This window comes from Mycolicibacter sinensis (assembly GCF_001667375.1).
Lineage (GTDB): Bacteria > Actinomycetota > Actinomycetes > Mycobacteriales > Mycobacteriaceae > Mycobacterium > Mycobacterium sinense_A.
This window is the reverse complement of record NZ_LZIN01000073.1, coordinates 119,401-140,348: the sequence shown is the minus strand read 5'-3', so window position 1 is coordinate 140,348 and position 20,948 is coordinate 119,401. Positions and strand designations below refer to the sequence as shown.

General features: G+C 69.4%; 22 protein-coding genes. 15 read left to right on the top strand and 7 right to left on the bottom strand.

The annotated features are described in order from the left end of the window. Positions 1-83 precede the first annotated feature (83 nt). The 4 genes from A5771_RS14940 to A5771_RS14925 all read left to right on the top strand — a co-directional run bounded on the left by A5771_RS14940 (position 84) and on the right by A5771_RS14925 (position 3,607). Positions 84-341, top strand: coding sequence for a hypothetical protein (locus A5771_RS14940; protein WP_064855973.1), 258 nt, complete (start codon positions 84-86; stop codon positions 339-341). A gap of 168 nt (positions 342-509) precedes the next feature. Beyond that, complete coding sequence (gene ripC / locus A5771_RS14935; RefSeq protein WP_109401146.1) at positions 510-1,634, top strand: peptidoglycan hydrolase RipC; 1,125 nt, start codon at positions 510-512, stop codon at positions 1,632-1,634. Between the two features lie 31 nt (positions 1,635-1,665). After that, positions 1,666-2,436, top strand: a complete 771-nt coding sequence (locus A5771_RS14930) for a hypothetical protein (protein WP_428844413.1) — start codon at positions 1,666-1,668, stop codon at positions 2,434-2,436. 28 nt (positions 2,437-2,464) lie between these two features. Then, the gene (locus A5771_RS14925; RefSeq protein ID WP_064855971.1) at positions 2,465-3,607 is read left to right on the top strand and encodes a glycosyltransferase family 4 protein; all 1,143 of its coding nucleotides are present in this window, start codon (positions 2,465-2,467) and stop codon (positions 3,605-3,607) included. 9 nt (positions 3,608-3,616) lie between these two features. Here A5771_RS14925 and A5771_RS14920 read toward each other — a convergent pair whose 3' ends face one another. Beyond that, on the bottom strand, positions 3,617-5,419 hold the full coding sequence (locus tag A5771_RS14920; protein ID WP_064855970.1) for an AMP-dependent synthetase/ligase: 1,803 nt from the start codon (positions 5,417-5,419) through the stop codon (positions 3,617-3,619). Between the two features lie 139 nt (positions 5,420-5,558). On the opposite strand from A5771_RS14920, the gene A5771_RS14915 reads away from it, so the two are divergent. From A5771_RS14915 to A5771_RS14895, 5 genes are all read left to right on the top strand, one after another. After that, the gene (locus A5771_RS14915) at positions 5,559-5,954 is read left to right on the top strand and encodes an SRPBCC family protein (protein ID WP_064855995.1); all 396 of its coding nucleotides are present in this window, start codon (positions 5,559-5,561) and stop codon (positions 5,952-5,954) included. Positions 5,955-6,045: 91 nt separating this feature from the next. Next, positions 6,046-6,483 (top strand): SRPBCC family protein, encoded by a 438-nt coding sequence (locus A5771_RS14910; RefSeq protein ID WP_064855969.1) that lies wholly within the window; start codon positions 6,046-6,048, stop codon positions 6,481-6,483. A gap of 35 nt (positions 6,484-6,518) precedes the next feature. Next, positions 6,519-7,769 (top strand): ArsA family ATPase, encoded by a 1,251-nt coding sequence (locus tag A5771_RS14905; protein WP_109401145.1) that lies wholly within the window; start codon positions 6,519-6,521, stop codon positions 7,767-7,769. After that, the gene (locus A5771_RS14900; RefSeq protein ID WP_064855994.1) at positions 7,766-8,137 is read left to right on the top strand and encodes a hypothetical protein; all 372 of its coding nucleotides are present in this window, start codon (positions 7,766-7,768) and stop codon (positions 8,135-8,137) included. The genes A5771_RS14905 and A5771_RS14900 overlap by 4 nt, the downstream gene beginning before the upstream one ends. 141 nt (positions 8,138-8,278) lie before the next feature. Further along, positions 8,279-9,013, top strand: coding sequence for a lysophospholipid acyltransferase family protein (locus A5771_RS14895; protein WP_064855967.1), 735 nt, complete (start codon positions 8,279-8,281; stop codon positions 9,011-9,013). Here the strand turns inward: A5771_RS14895 and A5771_RS14890 are convergent. Continuing rightward, positions 8,974-10,257 carry a glycosyltransferase 87 family protein gene (locus tag A5771_RS14890; RefSeq protein WP_064855966.1) on the bottom strand — a complete coding sequence of 428 codons (1,284 nt, stop codon included), beginning with the start codon at positions 10,255-10,257 and terminating at the stop codon, positions 8,974-8,976. The genes A5771_RS14895 and A5771_RS14890 overlap by 40 nt on opposite strands. Positions 10,258-10,360: 103 nt before the next feature. Between A5771_RS14890 and A5771_RS14885 the strand changes: the two genes are divergently transcribed. From A5771_RS14885 to A5771_RS14875, 3 genes are all read left to right on the top strand, one after another. Next, positions 10,361-11,344 carry a hypothetical protein gene (locus A5771_RS14885; protein WP_064855965.1) on the top strand — a complete coding sequence of 328 codons (984 nt, stop codon included), beginning with the start codon at positions 10,361-10,363 and terminating at the stop codon, positions 11,342-11,344. Then, on the top strand, positions 11,341-11,847 hold the full coding sequence (locus A5771_RS14880) for a polyadenylate-specific 3'-exoribonuclease AS (protein WP_064855964.1): 507 nt from the start codon (positions 11,341-11,343) through the stop codon (positions 11,845-11,847). The genes A5771_RS14885 and A5771_RS14880 overlap by 4 nt, the downstream gene beginning before the upstream one ends. A 128-nt stretch (positions 11,848-11,975) precedes the next feature. Continuing rightward, positions 11,976-13,361: a class II 3-deoxy-7-phosphoheptulonate synthase gene (locus tag A5771_RS14875; protein ID WP_064855963.1), complete on the top strand. Its 1,386-nt coding sequence runs from the start codon at positions 11,976-11,978 to the stop codon at positions 13,359-13,361. Positions 13,362-13,377: 16 nt separating this feature from the next. On the opposite strand, the gene A5771_RS14870 is transcribed toward A5771_RS14875, so the two are convergent. Next, positions 13,378-14,523 (bottom strand): protein kinase domain-containing protein, encoded by a 1,146-nt coding sequence (locus A5771_RS14870; protein WP_082947240.1) that lies wholly within the window; start codon positions 14,521-14,523, stop codon positions 13,378-13,380. Positions 14,524-14,575: 52 nt separating this feature from the next. Between A5771_RS14870 and A5771_RS14865 the strand changes: the two genes are divergently transcribed. Next, positions 14,576-14,980 (top strand): Rv2175c family DNA-binding protein, encoded by a 405-nt coding sequence (locus tag A5771_RS14865; RefSeq protein WP_064855962.1) that lies wholly within the window; start codon positions 14,576-14,578, stop codon positions 14,978-14,980. Here A5771_RS14865 and A5771_RS14860 read toward each other — a convergent pair. After that, positions 14,967-16,499: an alpha-(1->6)-mannopyranosyltransferase A gene (locus A5771_RS14860; protein WP_064855961.1), complete on the bottom strand. Its 1,533-nt coding sequence runs from the start codon at positions 16,497-16,499 to the stop codon at positions 14,967-14,969. The genes A5771_RS14865 and A5771_RS14860 overlap by 14 nt on opposite strands. Positions 16,500-16,514: 15 nt before the next feature. Further along, the gene (gene idsA2, locus A5771_RS14855) at positions 16,515-17,564 is read right to left on the bottom strand and encodes a bifunctional (2E,6E)-farnesyl/geranyl diphosphate synthase (protein ID WP_207545456.1); all 1,050 of its coding nucleotides are present in this window, start codon (positions 17,562-17,564) and stop codon (positions 16,515-16,517) included. Between the two features lie 270 nt (positions 17,565-17,834). On the opposite strand from idsA2, the gene A5771_RS14850 reads away from it, so the two are divergent. Further along, complete coding sequence (locus A5771_RS14850; RefSeq protein WP_064855960.1) at positions 17,835-18,728, top strand: mycobacterial-type methylenetetrahydrofolate reductase; 894 nt, start codon at positions 17,835-17,837, stop codon at positions 18,726-18,728. Between the two features lie 10 nt (positions 18,729-18,738). Here the strand turns inward: A5771_RS14850 and A5771_RS14845 are convergent, their stop codons facing one another. Then, positions 18,739-19,449: an LppM family (lipo)protein gene (locus tag A5771_RS14845; RefSeq protein WP_064855959.1), complete on the bottom strand. Its 711-nt coding sequence runs from the start codon at positions 19,447-19,449 to the stop codon at positions 18,739-18,741. Then, positions 19,446-20,060 (bottom strand): GNAT family N-acetyltransferase, encoded by a 615-nt coding sequence (locus tag A5771_RS14840; protein ID WP_064855958.1) that lies wholly within the window; start codon positions 20,058-20,060, stop codon positions 19,446-19,448. Before A5771_RS14840 ends, A5771_RS14845 begins: the two co-directional genes overlap by 4 nt. A 218-nt stretch (positions 20,061-20,278) precedes the next feature. Here A5771_RS14840 and A5771_RS14835 point away from each other — a divergent pair, with 218 nt between their 5' ends. Beyond that, on the top strand, positions 20,279-20,680 hold the full coding sequence (locus tag A5771_RS14835; RefSeq protein ID WP_064855957.1) for a DUF3040 domain-containing protein: 402 nt from the start codon (positions 20,279-20,281) through the stop codon (positions 20,678-20,680). The last annotated feature ends 268 nt before the right edge of the window (positions 20,681-20,948 follow it).

Genomic DNA, 20,948 nt, shown 5'->3' with positions numbered 1-20,948 from the left:
CATGCAGCCTCACCCGACCCACCCGGGTCACAGCACAACGTAACAACACGAAGTAACTGCAACTACGAACTTAAGGAATCGTCATGGGAGAGACATCGGACCGCCGCGATGCGCACCGGGCTGATCCGGAACCGGTGATCATCGACTGTGACGACTGCGCGGTCCGCGGGCCCGCCTGCGGAGACTGTGTGGTCAGCGTGCTGTTGGGCGTACCGAACGAGCTGTTCGAGGACGAGCGGGCGGCCCTCGACGTGCTCGCCGAAGCCGGGATGGCGCCGCGGTTGCGGCTGGTGCCGATCCGCGGAGAACGGGGGCCGGGACGGCGGTCGGGGGTGGCCTGATTCGCGGCGCGTCGCCTTAGAGTTTTCACAATCCAGGCTGTTAACGTTGCGGCGCGCGATGGACAACGCCGTTGCTGTTTCGTAACCTATTCGAGATCTTAGTTTCGGCGGCACGGCCACGTCCCCCCCATGGCAGTGTTAAAGGATGCAATCTTGAAGCTCGAACGTATGCGGTGGAATCTGCGTGCTTTTAGGCGTCCTGCTCTCGGCGTTGCGGCTGGCCTGGTGGCCGCCGTCATGGCCCTGACCGGCACCTTTGCCGGCAGCGTGTACGCCGACCCGGCTGACGACGCGTTGGCGAAGCTCAGCGAGCTGTCCCGGCAGGCTGAGCAGACCACCGAGGCGATGCACACCGCGCAGCTCAACCTCGACCAGAAGCTCGCCGAGCAACAGGCCGCCGACGCCGCGCACGCCCAGGACCAGGCCGCGCTCGACACCGCACGGCAACAGCTGTCCGGCTACCGGTCGGCGGTCAACCGATTCGCCGCCACCACTTACATGGGCGGCCGAGTCGGCGGCATGGACGCCATTCTGACCGCCGAGTCGCCCCAGCAGCTGATCGACAAGCTCGCCGTGCAGCGGGTGGTGGCCAGGGATCTGTCGGTGCAGATGGACCGCTACCGGGTCGCCAGTGACCAGGCCGATGCGGCCGAGCAGGCCTCCGCTAAGTCCGCCGAGGACGCCCGGACCGCGGCCGAGCAGGCCGCCGCGGTGCGCGCCGAACTGCAGGCCAAGCAGAGCCGCCTGCAGCTGCAGATCTCGGTAGTCAAGTCGCAGTACTACGCGCTGACACCGCAGCAGCGCACCGCGATGGCCGAGCCGGGGCCGGTCCCCGAAGGCGCACCGGGGGAGCCGCCCGCTCCCGAGGGCGCGCCGCCGGCCCCCGCGTTCCCCGGATTCCAGCTGCCCGGCTTCCCGGCCCCCGACGCGCCCGGTGGCCCGGGAGGCGGAGCAGCGACCGCCGTGCAGGCCGCGTTGACCCAGGTCGGGACGCCCTACGTGTGGGGCGGGGCCGCACCGGGCGGGTTCGACTGCTCGGGGCTGGTGATGTGGGCGTTCAACCAGGCCGGCATCAATCTGCCGCACTCCAGCCAGGCGCAGGCCAACGGCGGTCAGCCGGTGGCGCTCTCGGACCTGCAGCCCGGCGACGTGCTGACCTTCTACTCGGATGCCTCCCATTCCGGGATCTACGTCGGCGACGGCATGATGATTCACTCGTCGACCTACGGTCAGCCGGTCCGGGTGGTGCCGATGACCTCCTCCGGCCCGATCCACAACGCCCGCCGTTACTGAGCGTCGCCGGATCCGCAGGCCGCTGGCTGCGCTGCTGGCGGCCGAGCTGATCGCCGCCGCGGCGGTGCTGGCCCTCGCGGCCCGGCCCGCGACTGACGCGCCGTTGATCGTGGGTGATCACCGCAGAGTCGTCGTGGAGAATCACGGTGGCCCGCGCGGTCAGGCACTGCTGGCCCGCGTCGAGGCCAACATCGGCGACGCCGTCGAGGCGGTTGAGGCGTTCTGGGGCACCGACTGGGCGCACCGCATCGACGTGACGGCTACCGGCTCGGATCGGCAGTTCGCCGCCCTGGCAAACGGGGCACCCGGGACCGATGTCGAACAGTGGTCGGACGTCGCCGCGGTCGCGGTGGCAGACCGGGTCGATCCCGAACGCCGGCAGGTGAGCGGCCAGCGGATCGTGTTCGCCCCCGGCGCGGACGCGATGAGCACGCCGGCGCTGCGAATCGTGTTGACCCACGAGCTTTTCCACTTCGCGGCCCGAGCCGACACCGCCCTGGATGCTCCGCGCTGGCTCACCGAGGGGGTGGCGGATTTCGTCGCCCGCCCCGCCCCGGATTCGGCCCGCGCGCCGGTGCCTCCGGTCGCCCTGCCTTCAGATGCCGACCTGGACGCCCCGGGCCAGCGCCGGGCCCAGGCTTATGACCGGGCGTGGGAGTTCGCCCGGTTCGTCGCCGCCCGGTTCGGCGCCGCCAAGCTGCGCGAGCTTTATGCGTCCGCCTGCGGTCCCGGGCATGTGGACCCGTCCGTGGCCGTGCCGCTGGTGCTCGGCGTGGATCTAGCCGACCTGCTCGCCGGGTGACGGCAGTGGCGAAGCTAGCATCCCTGCAGTGAGCCGGGTCCTGCTGGTTACCAACGATTTCCCGCCGCGTCCCGGCGGCATCCAGTGCTATCTGGAAGAGCTGGTGCGCCACATCGCCGACTCGGGACGCCACGACGTGACGGTGTATGCCCCGCAGTGGAAGGGCGCCGAGGCATTCGACGAGGCGGCGACATCCGCCGGCTACCAGGTGGTGCGGCATCCGGGCACGCTGATGTTGCCGGGCCGGGCCGTCGACCACCGGATGCGCCGGCTCATCTCCGACCAGGCCATCGACACCGTCTGGTTCGGCGCGGCCGCCCCGCTGGCGCTGCTGGCGCAGCGGGCGCGCACCGCCGGCGCCACCCGGGTGCTGGCCAGCACCCACGGCCACGAGGTCGGCTGGTCGATGCTGCCGGTGGCCCGCTCGGTGCTGCGTCGGATCGGCCAGACCTGCGACACGGTCACCTTCGTCAGCCACTACACCCGCGGCAGGTTCTCCTCGGCGTTCGGGCCCGATGCGGCGCTGGAACACCTTCCGCCCGGGGTGGACACCGACCGGTTCCGGCCCGACCCGGCAGCGCGGGCCGAACTGCGGCTGCGGCACGGGCTGGGTGAGCGGCCCACGGTGGTGTGCGTGTCGCGGCTAGTGCCGCGCAAAGGCCAGGACATGCTGATCCGGGCGTTACCGGCGATTCGGCAGCGGGTGCCGGGGGCGGCGTTGGTGATCGTCGGCGGCGGCCCCTACGCCGAGACCCTGCACCAGCTGGCCGCCCAACACGAGGTGGCCGATGCGGTGACCTTCACCGGCGGGGTACCGGCCGCCGAGCTGCCGGCCTACTACCTGCTCGGCGACGTCTTCGCGATGCCGTGCCGCACCCGCGGTGCCGGGCTCGACGTCGAGGGGCTGGGCATCGTGTTCCTGGAGGCGTCGGCGGCCGGTGTCCCGGTGGTCGCCGGTCGCTCGGGCGGTGCACCGGAAACCGTGCTGGACAAGCGGACCGGGCGGGTCGTCGACGGCCGGTCCGTCGTGCAGATCGGTGACGCGGTCAGCGAACTGCTTGCCGACCCCGACCGGGCCGCCGCGATGGGCGCCGCGGGACGCGACTGGGTGACCGGTCACTGGCGCTGGGACACGCTGGCCGGACGCATGGCCGACCTGTTGCAGGCCTGAACCGCCGGGCTAGTCCTTGGCGTAGATCGCCTCGATCGCATCGGCGAACTTCTCGGCGACCACCTTGCGCTTGACCTTCATCGTCGGCGTCAGCTCACCGGTGGCCTCGGTGAAGTCGACCGGCAGGATCGAGAACTTGCGGATCGACTCGGCGTGCGACACCGCCAGGTTGGCCTGCTTGACGGCCGCATCCACCTCGGCCATCAGATCCGGGTCGGTGACCAGGTCCGCGGCGGTGGCGGTGCTGGACTTGCTGTTGCGCTGTTTCCAGCCCTCGATGGCTTCCGGGTCGATGGTGATCAGCGCGCCGATGAACGGCTTGGCGTCGCCGACCACCATCGCCTGGCTGATCAGTGGGTGGGCGCGCAGCTGGTCCTCGAGCACCGCCGGAGCGACGTTCTTGCCGCCGGCGGTGACGATGATCTCCTTCTTGCGGCCGGTGATCTTCAGATAGCCCTCGGCGTCGATGTCGGCCAGGTCGCCGGTCTTGAACCAGCCGTCGGAGAACGCCTCGGCGGTGGCCTGCTCGTTGCGCCAGTACCCGCCGAACACCACACCACCGCGCACCAGCAACTCACCGTCGTCGGCGATGCGCATGCTGTTGCCGGGCACCAGTTTTCCGACGGTCCCGACCTTCATGCCACCGACCGGGTTGACGGTGACGGCGGCGGTGGTCTCGGTCAGGCCATAGCCCTCGTAGATGGACAGTCCGACGCCCCGGTAGAAGTGGCCCAGCCGTTCGCCCAGCGGCGCACCGCCGGACACCGAGGCGCGACAGTCACCGCCCAGCGCCGCGCGCAGCTTGTGGTAGACCAGCTTGTCGAAGAGCGCGTGCTTGGCGCGCAGCAGCAGCCCGGGACCGCCGCGGTCGGTGGCCTCGCTCCAGTCCACCGCGGTCTGGGCGGCCATCTCGAAGATCCGGCCCTTGCCGTCGTTGGCCGCGTTCTGAGCCGCGGTGTTGTAGACCTTCTCGAACACCCGCGGCACCGACACCACCACGGTCGGCTTGAACACCGAGAACATCGGCACCAGATTCTTGATGTCGCTGGTGAACCCCACCGTGACCCGGTTGGTGAAGGCCGCCAGGGTCAGGGCGCGGGCCAGCACGTGCGCCAGCGGCAGGAAGATCAGCAGGCGCTGGCCGGGTCCCAGCAGGGTCGGCAGTGCGGCCTTGGTGCCGCGCACCTCGTAGATCAGGTTGGAGTGGGTGAGTTCGCAGCCCTTGGGGCGCCCGGTGGTGCCCGAGGTGTAGATCAGCGTCGCCGGGTCGGTGACCTTCAGGGCGTCGAGGCGTGCGGTGACCTGCGCCGGGTCCTGGCCGGCGGCGGCTTCGGCGAGTTCGTCCAGGGCCTTGGGCCCGGATCCGTCGATGGTCAGCACCCGCCGCAGGGCGGGCAGGTCACCGGCGAGTTCGTTGATCATCTGGGCGTGGGAGTCGGTTTCGGCGAACGCGAGCACCGCGCTGGAGTCCTCCATCACCCAGCGCACCTGCTCTGCCGACGACGTCTCGTAGATCGGCACGGTCACCGCGCCGATCGACAGGATCGCGAAGTCCAGGATGGCCCACTCGTAACGCGTCGCCGAGAAGATCACCACCCGGTCGCCGGCCGCTACGCCCTGGGCGATCAGACCCAGTGCCGCCGAGCGGATATGCGTGGCGGCGGTGGCGCAGGTGACGTCCGTCCAGGCCCCGTCGACCAGGCGCTGAAAGATGACGTAGTCGGGATTGTCGCGCTCGTGTTCGAAGACTACTGCGGCGACGTTGTCGTGCTCCTCGACGGTGAACGGCGCGGGAACACTGAACTCACGCATACGATGACCTCTCTTGGCAACCTGCTGTCTGTGTGCCCAGCCTAATAGCCGCCCGATGACCGGTGTGACGGTGTTCACTGCCGGGCAGCTGCGCACCCGCTGCGTTTCGCGCGCGGGCGTCATATGTGAAGCTGAAGCGATGAACAGTATCCAGGTGGCCGACCAGACGTTCATCGCCGCACCCGGCGATCAGGTCGGCGCCGTGGTCGCGGACCGGTCGAGCTGGCGGCGGTGGTGGCCGGACCTGCAACTCCAGGTGGTCGAGGATCGCGCCGACAAGGGCGTTCGATGGACGGTGAGCGGGCCGCTGACCGGAACCATGGAGATCTGGCTGGACCCGATGCTCGACGGGGTCCTGCTGCACTATTTCCTGCACGCCGAGCCCACCGGCGTGACCGGCCGCCAGCTGGCCCGGATGAACCTGCCGAAGCTGATCCACCGCCGCCGGGTGGCCGGAAAGCGGATGGCTTTCGAGGTGAAAGCTCGCCTCGAGCGGGCCCGGCCGGTCGGTGTCGGACCGGCCGCCGGGAGCTGACCCGCCGCTGAACGGGCGGGCGCCCGGCGCGGCGAGGTACCGTCTCTGCCGAGGGCCGGTGCAGGCGCAAACAAGTTAGGGAAGTAACCAGGTGGCGGACAAGACAGTGCAGACCATCGTCATTGCGGCGGATCCTGACACGGTGATGAAGGTGATCGCTGACATCGGCGCCTACCCCGAGTGGGTTTCGGAGTACACCGAGGCCGAGGTGCTCGAAACCGACTCCGACGGCTACCCGAAGCAGGCCCGGTTGGTCCTGGACGCCGCGGTGCTCAAAGACACCATGGTGCTCAAGTACGACTGGGCGGCTGATCGTCGCTCGGTGCGCTGGTCGTTGGTCTCCAGTTCGCTGCTCAAGGCCCTCGACGGTGAATACCGTTTGGCGCCCAAGGGTTCTGGAACCGAAGTCGTCTATGAACTGTCGGTCGATCTGACGATCCCGATGATCGGTCTGCTCAAGCGCAAGGCGGAGCGACGCCTGACCGACACCGCGCTCAAGGACCTGAAGAAGCGAGCCGAGGCTGAGTGAGGCCGCCTGAGGCAGGAGCGCACACCGCGCTTCCAGTGGCGCCGATCAGTCTGTTCGTCGGCAAAGGCGGGGTAGGCAAGTCCACGCTGGCCGCGGCGACTGCGGTCGCCGACGCGCGCGCCGGCCACCGGGTGCTGCTGATCTCCACCGACCAGGCGCATTCGGTCGGCGATGTGCTCGGCGTGACGGTGACACCCAGCGGGGGACGCGACCCCGTTTCGGTGGTGCTCGACGACGCCGGTCCTGGCGGGCTCGACGTGCTGGCGCTGGACACGCTGGCGTTGCTCGAGGCGCACTGGACCGAGGTCGTCGTCGTGCTGTCCGAGCGGTTCCCGGAATCGGATTTGGGAAGCGTTGCCCCCGAAGAACTTTCGACCCTTCCCGGGGTTCAGGAGGTGCTCGGGTTGCATGAGGTCGGTGAGCTGGCGCACAGCGGCCGGTGGGATCGGATCGTCGTCGACTGCGCGTCCACCGCCGATGCGATGCGGATGCTGACGCTGCCCGCCACGGTGGCGCTCTATGCCGAGCGATCCTGGCCACGGCACCGCAGGCTCAGTGCGACCGAGGGCAGATCGGCCGCCCTGGTCGAGCTGATCGAGCGGGTCTGCGGGGCCGCCGAGCGTCTTGCCGCACTGTTGACCGACGAGTCACTGGTCGGAGCGCACCTGGTGCTGACCGCTGAGCGTGTGGTGGCGGCCGAAGCCGTCCGGACCTTGGGGACGCTGTCCCTGACCGGGGTGCGCGTCGACGAGCTGATCGTCAATCAGGTTTTGCTGCAAGATGATTCGTACATCTATACCAATCTGCCCGCCCATCCGGCGTTTGACTGGTACGCCGAGCGGATCCGCGAACAGCACGGCGTTTTGGAAGAACTGGACCGCGCCATCGGTGACGTGGCGATGGTGCTGATTCCGCATCTGGCGGGCGAACCGATCGGGCCCAAAGCGCTGGCCGAACTCCTCGAGGGCGCCCGGCGCCGCGACGGGTCGGCGCCCCCGGGGCCGGTGCGGCCGGTGGTGGACCGGGAGTCGGGTTCCGGACTGGGGGCGGTGTACCGGTTGCGGCTAGAGTTGCCCCAGGTCGATTCCGGTGCGCTCAGTCTGGGGCGGTCCGGGGACGACTTGATCATCGGTGTCGGCGGCACCAAACGCCGGGTCCGGCTGGCGTCGGTGCTGCGGCGATGCACGGTCGTGGACGCAACGTTGCGCGGCAGCGAATTGACGGTGCGTTTCCGGCCGGACCCACAGGTGTGGCCGGTCAGCAGGGACGAGGAGGTGCGGCGTTGAGCGCTGGCGCGCACCCCGAGCTGGGCGAGCTGGGGCCCGAGTTACGCAAGCTCGCCCAGGCGATTCTGGACCGTCTCGACCCGGCGGTGCGGACGGCGGCGCTGCTGGCGGCCTCCGGTGACGGGCCGGGCAAGTGTCAGCAGGTGTGGTGCCCGGTGTGTGCGCTGGCGGCGTTGGTCACCGGGGAGGAGCATCCGTTGCTCACCGTCATCGCCGAGCACAGTGTCGCGTTGTTCGAGGTGATCCGGGCGGTGGTCGGTGAGACCGGCACGGTTCCGGACCCGCCCGAGGGCCCGCCCCCCGGCGGGGACGGGGGCGCGCCGGCCCGGTCCGGCTACCAGCACATCCCGGTCACCATAGAAAAATGAGCGCACTGAACACCGATGACCAAGCAACCTAAGGAATTCCGGGGAATCGTCCGTGTGACGAATCGCCGTGTGGCCGTAGCCAGGCGCGGTCGGTAAAGTTGGCGCGAACACGGCCGATGTCGTGGGTAGGAGGGAGGGGCCATGTGGTATTGGCTGTTCAAGTACGTACTCCTGGGCCCCCTGTTGGCCCTGATCGGCCGTCCCAAAGTCGAGGGGTTGGAGAACATTCCCGACGAGGGCGCGGTGATCCTCGCCAGTAATCACCTGGCCGTCATGGACAGCTTCTACCTGCCGCTGGTGGTCCGTCGCCGGATCACCTTCCTGGCCAAGTCCGAATACTTCACCGGGACCGGGATCAAGGGCTGGTTCACCCGCTGGTTCTACACCGCGGTCGGGCAGGTGCCCATCGACCGCACCGACGCCGACGCCGCGCAGGCCGCACTGACCACCGCCGAGCGGATCCTCAAAGACGGCAAGCTGCTGGGCATCTACCCCGAGGGCACCCGGTCACCCGACGGCAGGTTGTACAAGGGCAAGACCGGCCTGGCCCGGCTGGCCCTGCACACCGGCGTCCCGGTGATTCCGGTCGCCATGATCGGAACCAACGTGGTCAACCCGCCGGGGACCAAGATGCTGCGGTTCGGCCGGGTCACGGTCCGGTTCGGCAAGCCGATGGATTTCTCCCGCTTCGACGGGATGGCCGACAACCGGTTCATCGAGCGCGCCGTCACCGACGAGGTGATCTACGAGCTGATGGGTCTGTCCGGCCAGGAGTACGTCGACATCTACGCGGCCAGTCTCAAAAACGGTGCCCCGCAACAAGATGGGGCAACGGCTCAGCCGGTCGCCCGGTTTCCGGAAACCGCCGCAGGCTGATCCGGGATCGACCGGCGGGCCTGCTTGAGCGTCGCGCCGGCCGTGACGATCACCGTCAGCGCCCACCACACGTACGACGTCCCGGCCAGTTGGCGCCACCACGCCGCGCCGGCCTCGTGATGCTCGGGCAGTAACTCGATCGGACTGCGCATCATCAGCGCCACCCCGAGCGCGCTGAGCACGCCCAGCGCGATCGCCCGGTGCCGGTAGGCCAGTACGCCGGTCACCACCACGGTCGGCAGCATCCACACCCAGTGGTGTGACCACGACACCGGGGAGACCACCAACCCGAACAGTGCCACGCAGATCAGCGCCATGATCGGCGCCTCGGCGAAGTTCTGGCCCAATATCCGGCGGGCCGCCCACACCGTCAGCGCCAGTACCAGCAGGCAGCCCACCAGCCACAGTGCCGAGCGCTGATGTTCGCCCAGTGGCAGTCGAGCCAGCGCGCCGGCCAGGTTCTGGTTGGTGTTCAGCGTGGCCCCGCCGATGCGGTCGGTGTTGCGAACGGTGTGCGTCCAGTACTGCCAGGAGTCGCTCCAGGCCAATGCGAAGCCCATCAGAGTCGCCGCCAGAAACGACACCAGCGTGGTCACCGCGGCGCGGCCGTCGCGGCGCAGCAGGAAATAGAGCAGGAACACCGCCGGGGTCAGTTTCAGCGCGACCGCCACTCCCAGCAGTGCGCCGCGCGGCCAGTAGGTGCGGCGCGGCACGCAGTCGGCGATCACCAGCGTCATCAGCACCGCGTTGACCTGACCGAAGTCGAAGTTGGACCAGATCGGTTCGGCGTCGAGCCAGATGGCCGCCGCGACGATCGCCGCGGCCACCACACCCCGCCGCCACCACGCCGGGCCGTCGCCGACGCCGACACCCAGGCCGGTGAGCACGATGGTGAGGGACAGCACCAGCAGCAGCGTCGAGACGACGGTCAGCGCGGCGGTGCCGACGCCCAACGGCACCCAGGTGAGCGGGGCGAACAGCACCGCCGCGATCGGGGGATAGGTGAAAGGCAGCACCGTTCCGTCGATCTGGGTGGCAAACCAGTCATCGCCGTAGAGCGGAAGGCCGTCGCGCCAGGCCTGCGCGGCCATCCGGTAGACGTCGACGTCGATGTGATACGGCGTGCTGGCGAGCGCCCGCCACGTCGTGTAGCCCAGCGCCCCGATCGCCAGCAGGGCGAAAATCCACCAACCGGCGCCGCCCCCGTGCCGACGGCCCGGGTCGGGCGGCCGCGATGTACTCATGTCGCCGCACAGCCTATCGGGTGGCTGCCGTCGACCAGGTTTCGCCGGGCCGCACCGGCGGTGATCTGGGCGTCGGGTACCGCGGTGGCGTACGTTGCATTAGGTGCTCGAATGGTTCCGCGACGACATCATCGACCGCGGCAGATTACCGCTGCTGTGCTGCCTGCTCGCGTTCCTGCTGACGTTTCTGGTGACCCGCTCCGTGGTCCGCTACATCCGCAGCACTGCCGGGCGCGTCGACACCCCCCGGTGGTGGCAGCCGCGCAACGTGCACATCGGTTCAAAGCACATCCATCACGTGGTGTTCGGGGTCGTGCTGGTGATGGTCGCCGGGGTGACGCTGGTGGCGGCGGGCCCCAACGGGCACGAGCCGGCGTTCAGCTTCGCCGCGATCGCGTTCGGGGTCGGCGCGGCGTTGGTGCTCGACGAGTACGCGCTGATCCTGCACCTATCCGACGTGTACTGGGAAGAGGACGGCCGCGCCTCGGTGGACGCCGTATTCGCCGCCACCGCGGTGGCCGGACTGCTGGTGCTGGGCTTTCACCCCCTGACGTTTATGTTGTCGACGTGGCACGACACCTCCTCGCCGCTGATCCGCACCGGGGTGTTGGCCGGGCTGGTGATGGCGCTGCCGCTGGGCGTGGTGGTGCTGCTCAAGGGCAAGGTGTGGACCGGGCTGATCGGGATGTTCTTTTTCCCGCTGCTGGTGATCGGCGCGATCCGGCTGTCCCGGCCGCACGCACCGTGGGCGCGGTGGCGCTATCTGGACAAGCGCGACCGGATACACCGCGCGCTGGAGCGGGAACGTCGGCTGCGACGCCCGGTGGTGCAGGCCAAGCTGTGGCTGCAGGACGCCATTGCGGGCCGGCCCCAGGTGCCCGACGAGCGGGTCGTTGACGCCGAACTCGACCGTGACGTGCGGGCGGCAGCGGCGCCGACGGAGCCGATCATGATCCGCCGGCCGCGAGTGCCCACCGGGCGGGTCCCCGAGCGTCCGGCGCCCAACCGGGCGGTCGCGGAGGCCTCGGCGCCGACTAGGCCCTTCGTTATCCCTCCGGTGCGCAGGCCGGGGGGGCCGCGCTGGTGAGGTACTTCTACGACACCGAGTTCATCGAGGACGGCCGCACCATCGAGCTGATCTCGATCGGCGTGGTGGCCGAGGACGGCCGCGAGTACTACGCGGTGTCCACCGAATTCGATCCGGATCGCGCCGGGCAGTGGGTCCGCACCCACGTGCTACCGAAGTTGCCCTCACCGGCGTCGCAGGCGTGGCGCTCACGCAGCCGGATCCGCGCCGACCTCGAGGAATTCCTCGGTTCTGAGAGCGGGGAGCCGATCGAATTGTGGGCTTGGGTCGCGGCCTACGACCACGTGGCGCTCTGCCAATTGTGGGGCGCGATGCCCGACCTGCCGGCGCCGATCCCGCGTTTCACCCATGAGCTGCGGCAACTCTGGGAGGACCGGGGGCGGCCGCGGCTGCCACCGCGATCGCCCGGCAGCCACGACGCGCTGGTGGACGCCCGCGACCAGTTGCGGCGTTTCAAGGTGATCACGGCCGACGACGATGCGGGGCGCGGAGCGGACCGTTGAGGAGTTGGCCCATCAACACGGCCGACGACGATGCGGGGCGCGGAGCGGACCGTTGAGGAGTTGGCCCATCAGCAGCGCCACCAAACAGGCCTGATCAGTGCATGTCTGCATCCGGCTACCATGGTCGGGTGAACTGGACCGTTGATGTACCCATCGACCAGCTGCCGGCGCTGCCGCCGCTGCCCGCAGACCTGCGCGAGCGTCTTGATGCCGCACTGGCCCGGCCGGCCGTTCAGCAGCCGAGCTGGCCCGCTGACCAGGCCCAGGCGATGCGCACGGTGCTCGAGAGTGTCCCGCCGATCACGGTCGCGTCCGAGATCGTGCGGCTCAAGGGCCTGCTGGCGCAGGTCGCCCACGGGGAGGCCTTCCTGCTGCAGGGCGGTGACTGCGCCGAGACCTTCACCGACAACACCGAGCCGCACATCAAGGGCAACATCCGCACCCTGCTGCAGATGGCGGTGGTGCTGACCTACGGCGCCTCCACGCCGGTGGTCAAGGTGGCCCGCATCGCCGGCCAGTACGCCAAGCCTCGCTCGGCCGACGTCGACGCGCTGGGGTTGAAGTCCTACCGCGGTGACATGGTCAACGGCCTGGCCCCGGATGCCGCGGTGCGCGAGCACGACCCGTCCCGGCTGGTGCGGGCCTACGCCAACGCCAGCGCCGCGATGAACCTGGTGCGGGCGCTGACCTCGTCGGGGCTGGCGTCGCTGGAACTGGTCCACGACTGGAACCGGGAGTTCGTTCGCACCTCTCCGGCGGGCGCGCGTTACGAGGCGCTGGCCGGTGAGATCGACCGCGGGCTGAAGTTCATGAACGCGTGCGGCGTTGCCGACCGGGAACTGCAGACCGCCGAGATCTACGCCAGCCATGAGGCGCTGGTGCTCGACTACGAGCGCGCCATGCTGCGGATGGCCGACATCGAAGGCGAACCACGGCTCTACGACCTGTCGGCGCACTACGTCTGGATCGGGGAGCGGACCCGCCAGCTCGACGGCGCCCACGTCGGGCTGGCCGAGGTGATCGCCAACCCGATCGGCATCAAGCTCGGGCCGACGACCTCGCCCGAGCTGGCGGTCGAATACGTCGAGCGGCTCGACCCGAAGAACGAGCCCGGACGGCTCACGCTGGTCAGCCGGATGGGCAACAACAAGGTGCGCGACCTGCTCCCGGGCATCATCGAGAAGGTGCAGGCCACCGGTCACCAGGTGATCTGGCAGTGCGACCCGATGCACGGCAACACCCATGAGGCCTCCACCGGCCACAAGACCCGGCACTTCGACCGGATCGTCGACGAGGTGCAGGGGTTCTTCGAGGTGCACCACGCGCTGGGCACCCATCCCGGCGGCATTCATTTGGAGTTCACCGGCGAGGACGTCACCGAGTGTCTCGGTGGGGCCCAAGACATTTCGGATGCGGACCTGGGCGGCCGCTACGAGACGGCGTGCGACCCGCGGCTCAACACCCAGCAGAGCCTGGAGTTGTCCTTCCTGGTCGCCGAGATGCTGCGCGGCTGACCCATTCCGGCGCGGGCTACAGCAGCGCGCCGACGCTGTTGCCCAGCGACCAGGCGACCGCTGCCACCAGTCCGGTGAGCGCGAACAGCACCGCCAGCCAGATCAGCACCATCCGGCGCGCATGCTGGCGCGCGAGCACGAACTGACTCAACTCGATTCCGGCGAATTGCCCTGTCACCAACTGATATTGGGTGTCGGTCGCCCGGTCTCGTGGCTCGCGTGCCATGTGCAGCGTCGGGCGGGGCTGCGCCGCGACGTGCTGGGCGGAGTTGCGCGGGGCCGGCACCCGAAACGCCGGCAGCGCCAACCGTTGGGCGATCGCATCGACCTCACGGGCCATCTCGAGGCCGTCGGCGTACCGGTCAGCCGGGTCGCGTGCGGTGGCTCGGGCCACCAGGTCGTCGAATTCGGGTGGCACACCGTCGATCGCCGCGCTGGGCGGCGGGACGTCATGATCCAGCCGCTGATAGGCGACCGTCAACGCCGAATCGCCCGAGAACGGGGTGCGGCCGGTCAACAACTCGTAGGTGAGCACGCCGGCCCCGTACACGTCGCTGGCCGGACCGGCGTTCCCGTCGCGGACCTGCTCGGGTGACAGGTAGGCCGCGGTGCCCAGAATCACGTTGGTCGAGGTGATCCCGGCCGCCGCGATGGCCCGAACCAGCCCGAAGTCGACCACCTTCACGTCGCCATCGTCGGAGATCAAGATGTTCTCCGGTTTGACGTCGCGGTGCACCAGCCCGGCGCGGTGCGCGATCCCCAGCGCCCCCAGCACCGGGCGCAGCACCGCGGCGACGGCATGCGGGGGCATCGGGCCGCGCTCGTTGAGCAGTTCCCGCAGCGTTCCGCCCTCGACGAGTTCCATCACCAGAAACGGCTGCCCGGGATCGTGCGGGGTGCCGAAACCCTGGTCGTAGACCGCCACCAGCCCCGGGTCCTTGAGGCGGGCGACCGCACGCGCCTCGAGCTGGAAGCGGGTCAGGAACTGCTGATCGCCGGCATAGCGCAGGTCCATCACCTTGCACGCCACCGGGCGGTCCAGGCGTTCGTCGAGACCTCGGTAGACCGTGGATGTGCCGCCGGTGGCGATCCGGGTCCCGACCCGGTACCGGCCGTCGAGCAGGGCGCCTTCCAGTGCGTCCGGGCCCCACGTGGAAGTCACCCGGTCATGGTATGCGGGCGGGTGGCCGCGCCGGCGGCTTTAAACTTGTGTCGTGAGCAGCATTCCAGCCGCCGACGATGTCCTAGAACCCGATGAACCGACCTTCGACCTGCCCCGGGTCGCCGACATGCTCGGGGTGCCGGTCACCAAAGTGCACCAGTACCTGCGCGACAACCATCTGGTCGCGGTGCGGCGGGGGGGCGTGCTGGTGGTTCCGCAGGTGTTCTTCACCGCGGACGCGGACGTCGTCAAGAGCCTGCCGGGATTGCTTGCGGTGCTGCACGACGGTGGCTACCGGCAGACCGACATCGTGCGCTGGCTGTTCACCCCGGACTCGTCGCTGTCGTTGACCCGCGACGGCGTGCGCGAGGCGGTGTCCAACGCCCGCCCCATCGACGCGCTGCACGCCCACCAGGCCCGGGAAGTGATGCGCCGGGCGCAGGCTATGGCGTACTGATCTCAGCCACCCCGGGCGCCTCGACGGCTTTCGAGAGCCGGTACCAGGCGTACAGTGCGCAGGCGCTCGCAGCGATCACATGCAGCCAGGAGTACATGCCGTGCGAGCCGTCCGGCTTGAAGATCACCATGATCCAGGTCGAGGCCGCCGCGATCGCGGCGATCGCCGTCGGTGAGCGCACCACGGTGGCCGCCACCGCCAACGGCCAGGTGTAGTACCAGGGCAGTGCGGCCGGCACGAACAGCACCACGATGAGCATCGCCCAGGCGATCCCGGCCACCGCGGTGCGATCGTCGCGCCGGGACCGCCACCACAGCACCGACAGCACCAGCGCGATCACCGCGACTCCGGTGATCCGGGTGATGTGCAGCACCGCGTAGAAGTTCACCGGTGCGAACAGCCCGCCGACCGCGTGGATCACGTTGGCCGCCGCGGTGGGCACGGTGAGCCAGTTGATGATCTTGACGTTGCCGGCCAGCAGGGCGGTCAGCCAGCCCAGACCAACACCAGCAAGGGTCGAGAGCACCGCGAAGACGGCGACGACGATCAGCGCGGAGACACCCGCTGCCGCCGCGAACGCCCCCGCCGCCGGGTAGCCGCGGCGCTCCCGCAGCCGGCGCATCCACACCCACACCAGAAACGGCAGTGCGATGACGGCGGTGGCCTTGACCGCCGCGGCCAGGGCCACCAGCGTGATCCCGGCCAGGTGGTGGCGCTCCAAGGTCACGGCGATCCCGGCGATCATCAGGCCCACCATCAGCATCTCGTTGTGGACCCCGCCCATCAGGTGGATGATCACCAGCGGGTTGAGCACCGCGAGGAACAGCGCCGCCGGGGCACTGCCCCCGACCCGCCGGGCCACCCGCGGCGCGGCCCAGATCAACAGCGCCAGACCGGGCAGCATGCACAACCGCAGCACCATGGTGCCGACTACCACGTTGTCGCCCACCAGGATCGTCACCAGCTTGGCGATCAAGATGAACGCCGGACCGTAGGGCGCCGTCGTCGCCGACCAGATCGGGCTGACGTCGTCGAGCAGCGGGTTGGGATTTTCGACCGGCCCGACCACATACGGGTCGAAACCGTCGCGCAGCAACGCGCCCTGGGCCAGGTAGGAGTAGGTGTCTCGGCTGAACACCGGAACCGACAGCAGCAGCGGCGCCAGCCAGAAACCGGTGGTCGCGATCAACGTGTATTCGGTGACCGTGCCGTTGATCACGCGTCGGCCCAGACCCAGCCAGGCCACCAGCATGACCGCGACCCCGACCCACAACAGCACCGACGACAGCACCAGGCCGTGGCCGAAGCGCAGCCAGGACAGGTGCACCGACTCCAGCACCGGGTCCTGGATCCGGGTGCTGCCCGCTCCCAGACCGCCCAGGGTGATCAGCACAGCCCCCAGGCAGCCGCGCCACGCCGCGCCGGACTGCTCGCTGGTGGCGAATCGCCGTAGCCGGGAACGGGTGTCGGCGGCATCGGTGGACACAGCCGGGACCGGCGGGGTGACGGGGGTAGACATCGGCGCTCCGGGTACTCAGGCGGACCGGTCGGCGACCAGGCGAGCCAGGTCGGTCAGTCCGGCTTTGGCGACCTCGTCGATCGGGGCGGCCGCCAGTGCCGACATGGCGCGGCGGGTCAGCACATCGATCCGGTCCTCGACGGCGGCCAGTGCGCCCACGCTCTCGATCACCTCGCACAGCTCGCGGACCTGCGCGTCGGTCAACGCGGTGCCCAGTGAAGTGCGTAACCGCTTGGCCGCCAACGGATCCGAGTTGTCGGCCAACTCCACCGCCTCGGCCACCAGCACCGTGCGCTTGCCCGAACGCAGGTCGTCGCCGGAAGGTTTGCCGGTCACCGCCGGATCGCCGAACACGCCCAGCACGTCGTCGCGCAGCTGAAAGGCCACGCCCAGGTCGGTGCCCAGTTCGTGGAACAGCGCCTGGATGTCGGGCCGGTCGGCCGCGGCCGCGACCCCCAGTTGCAGCGGGCGCACCACGGTGTAGGAGGCGGTCTTGTAGGTGTTGACCGCCATCGCCGACGCGATCGACTCGACACCGCTGGCCTCGGCGACGATGTCGAGGTATTGCCCGCCGAGCACCTCGGTGCGGATGTCCGACCAGACCCGCCGCACCCGGCGCTGCGCGTCGGCGGGCAGGCCGGCGCTGGCGACGATGTCGTCGGCCCAGACCAGCGCCAGGTCACCGAGCAGAATGGCGGCCGATATCCCGAATTGTTCGGGCGCGCCGCGCCAGCCGCGGCTGCGGTGCAACTCGGCGAACTTGTGGTGGGTGGTCGGGCTGCCGCGGCGGGTCGCCGAGGCGTCGATCACGTCGTCGTGCACCAGCGCGCAGGCGTGCAGCAATTCCAGCGCCGAAAACAGCAGTAGCTCGTCGTCGAGGGCGTCCCGGCCGGTGATGGCTCGCCAGCCCCAGTAGGCGAACGCCGGACGGAGCCGCTTGCCGCCGCCGAGCACGAACTCCTCCAGGCCGGTGATCAGGTGCTGGTAGTCATCGCCCATGTAGGCGGTGTCGGTACGGCGGGTGCGCAGGTAGGAGCGCAACTGCTCGGTTACCGCGCCGGCCAGCTCGGCGGCCGACGGTGCGGTTGCTGCGGGTGCCTTGAAGCTCAGCGCGCGCCCCTTTCTCACTCGGCCCGGGCCGGGACCCCCGGCGTGCGTTCAGCGTAGAGTGTGCCACCACGCTCGGGGGGGACTCAGGCAGGCGGCGCGGACGCATGGTCGATAGGCTCAGCGTCTGGTGCCCGTATCGGCCGCGGTGCCGCCCCTGCTTCTCCGCGGAGGGCCGGCGAAGCCCGCCCGCGGCACCGTTGACCGCCTTCGATGAGGAGCAACCTCGTGACCTTGAACACCGTCGCACTCGAGCTGGTCCCACCGAACGTGGAACGGGGCCCCGAGCAGACGATCGAGGAGGCGCGCAAGGTCGTGCGGTTCGCGGCCGAGTCCGGCCTGCAGGGGCGGATCCGGCACATCCTGATGCCGAGCATGATCGCCGAGGAGGACGACCGGCCGATCGAGATGAAGCCCAAGCTCGATGTGCTGGACTTCTGGACGGCGATCAAGCCGGAGCTGCCGGGCATGGCCGGGCTGTGCACCCAGGTCACCGCGTTCTCCGACGAATCGGCGCTGCGCAGCCGGCTGGGCGAGCTGACCGCGGCCGGCATCGAGGGCGTCGTGTTCGTCGGCGTGCCCCGCACCATGGCCGACGGCGAGGGCTCGGGTGTGCCGCCCACCGACGCGCTGGCGACCTTCCGCGACGAGCTGCCCAACCGCGGCGTCATCCTGATCCCGACCCGCGCCGATGAGATCGGCCGGTTCGACTTCAAATGCGACCGTGGTGCCACATTCGGGCTGACCCAGCTGCTGTACTCCGATGCGATCGTGCCGTTTTTGACCGAGTTCGCCCAGCACAGCGACGCGCGCCCGGAGATCCTGCTGTCCTTCGGTTTCGTGCCGACGTTCGAGAACCGGGTCGGGCTGATCAACTGGCTGATCCAGGACCCGGGCAACGCGGCGGTGGCGGCCGAGCAGGACTTCGTCAGGACGCTGTCCGGCAGTGAGCCCGAGCAGCGGCGCAAGCTGATGCTCGACCTGTACAAGCGGGTGATCGACGGTGTCGCCGATCTCGGCTTCCCGCTGAGCATTCACCTGGAAGCCACCTACGGGGTGTCCGCGGCCGCGTTCACCACCTTCGCGCAGATGCTCGAGTACTGGTCGCCGCAGCCCCGCTGAGCCGGCCGGCTCAGTCGGCCTCGTCGTGTGCGCTGCCTACCCGCGGTGAGCGGTCCCGGCCCTGCCAGGCGATCAGCGCCACCGCTCCGGCCACCGCCAGCGTCGACAACACCAGCCAGATGGCGGCGCGCGCGAACGAGCGGGTGCTGGGATCGGTGTAACGCGCCTGCGCGCTCATGGTGCTCACCACGCCCGGCTTGAGTCGCCACTGCACGGTGTCCTCGCCGATGCGCTCGCCGTTGGTCGACGTCACCTCGCCCGGGAACGCGACGCTCAATTCGACGTCGGCTTCGGGGTCGCTGAGCGAGGTGAGATCCACTCGGCCCTCCAGGATCACCAGATTGCCGGCACGACGCAGCGCCAGGTTCACCCCGGCCGCGTCGCGGCTCATCTCGGCCAGCTGGGGCAGTTCGGCGAAGGTCAGGTCGGAGAACACCGCCTGGGAGCCGACGTAGCCGTCCCTCTTGTAGTTGGAGATGGCGATCTTCTGGGCGAACGGCAGGTCGGCGTCGAGCTTGGGGCCGGTGTCGTTGTCGTTGCGGGGTTTGGCCGCCGCGATGATGTGGCCCGACACCTGGTCGTTGGGGGAGACGGTGATGGTGGCCTTGATGCGCACGCAGCCGACCAGGGAAGGCGCGGCGATCAGCAGCAGCCCCACCAGGGCCAGCAGCCGGCGGTACACGGTGAGCCGGGGTGAGCGCCGAACATGCACGGACGTCATCGTGCCAGATCGGCCGGGTTCTGCGCTGCCGATGCCTGCTCCAACGGCAGTGTGCGGCCCAGAATGGCGAACGGCCGGGGGTCGCCGGCGAAGTGGTGGCTGCGGATGACGTCGGTGAAACCCAGCCGGCGGTATAGCCGCCAGGCGCGGTTGCCCTCGCCGCTGATCTCCGGAGTGGACAACAGCACGTTGGCCTCGGCGCGCCCGGCGAGCAGTCGCCGTGCCAGTGCCTCGCCCAGGCCGCTGCCCTGCGATTGTGGCAGCACGTGCAATTCAGTCAGCTCGAAATAGCTGGTCATCAGGCGGGAGATGGCGGGTCGGGGCAGGCCGCGGCGCTGCAGACCCATCACCACCTGCTGCTGCCACCACTGATCGGGTGCTCCGCAGTAGCCGTAGGCGATTCCCAGCATCTCGGCGCCGGATCCGCCGTCTCCGCCGTCCAGGGCGGCCACCGCCTGCCACCCGCGCCGGCGGGTGTGATCCAGCCACATCGCCGCACGTTGGTTCGCGGTGCCCGGCGGGTAGCCCATCGCGGTGACGTACACCCGCAGCGCCTCGCCGAGACGGTCCGCCATGTCACGCGGCGACAGGTCGATGAGCAATGTCGCCAACGTGCAGGTTCCTTTCCCGGCCGGTGGTAGGGCGCGCCGGACCTATTATCCGGCGGACGTCGGTGGTTGTGGATCGGCATCGCCGGACCGCGGCTACAATCAGCTGACGAAGCCTGTGGTACACCGCAGGTCGACCTCGTATTATCAGTATTAGATGCCCGCACAGTCGTAGCCAGCGGTGGGCAGTGATGTGAGCGGCCGTCGGCAAGGAGGGACGAATGCCACTCTCCGATCATGAACAGCGGATGCTTGATGAGATCGAGAGCGCCCTCTACGCCGAGGACCCGAAGTTCGCTTCCAGCGTTCGCGGCGGTGCCTTGCGCACCCCGACCACCCGGCGGCGGATTCAGGGCATGGCGCTGTTCTTGGTTGGGCTGGTGATGCTGGTCTCGGGCATCCCCTTCTACGCGATGGTCAATCCCGGATTCTTGATCCTGAGCGTGCTGGGATTCGTGGTCATGTTCGCAGGCGTGATCTTCGCGATCACCGGCAAGCATGCCGCTGCGGGTCGCGATGGCGTTGCCAGGACCGGCGGTAGCCAGCAGCGCCGGGTAAAGGGCGGCAGCGGGACGTTCGCCAGCCGCATGGAGGACCGGTTCCGCCGCCGCTTCGAGCCGTAACGCGGCACGGGTGAGGTGACAGGGCAGCCGATCGGCTGCCCTTTTTCATGGGCGCATCCGGGTGGGCTGCCGGCGTGATTCTGACGGCCGGCTAGCCCCACTTCGCCCCACTTCCGTTTCGCCTGGCTGACCAGGCCGTTTCGTGGCGCTGCCGACCGCTCCAGCCGGAGGTAAGCCGGAAAACCCGCGGACAAGTGGGGAAGCGGGGGGAAACCGGGCCGCTAAATGGTGCGGAGTGGGTGATTGTGGGGTATTGTGGGCTGACGTG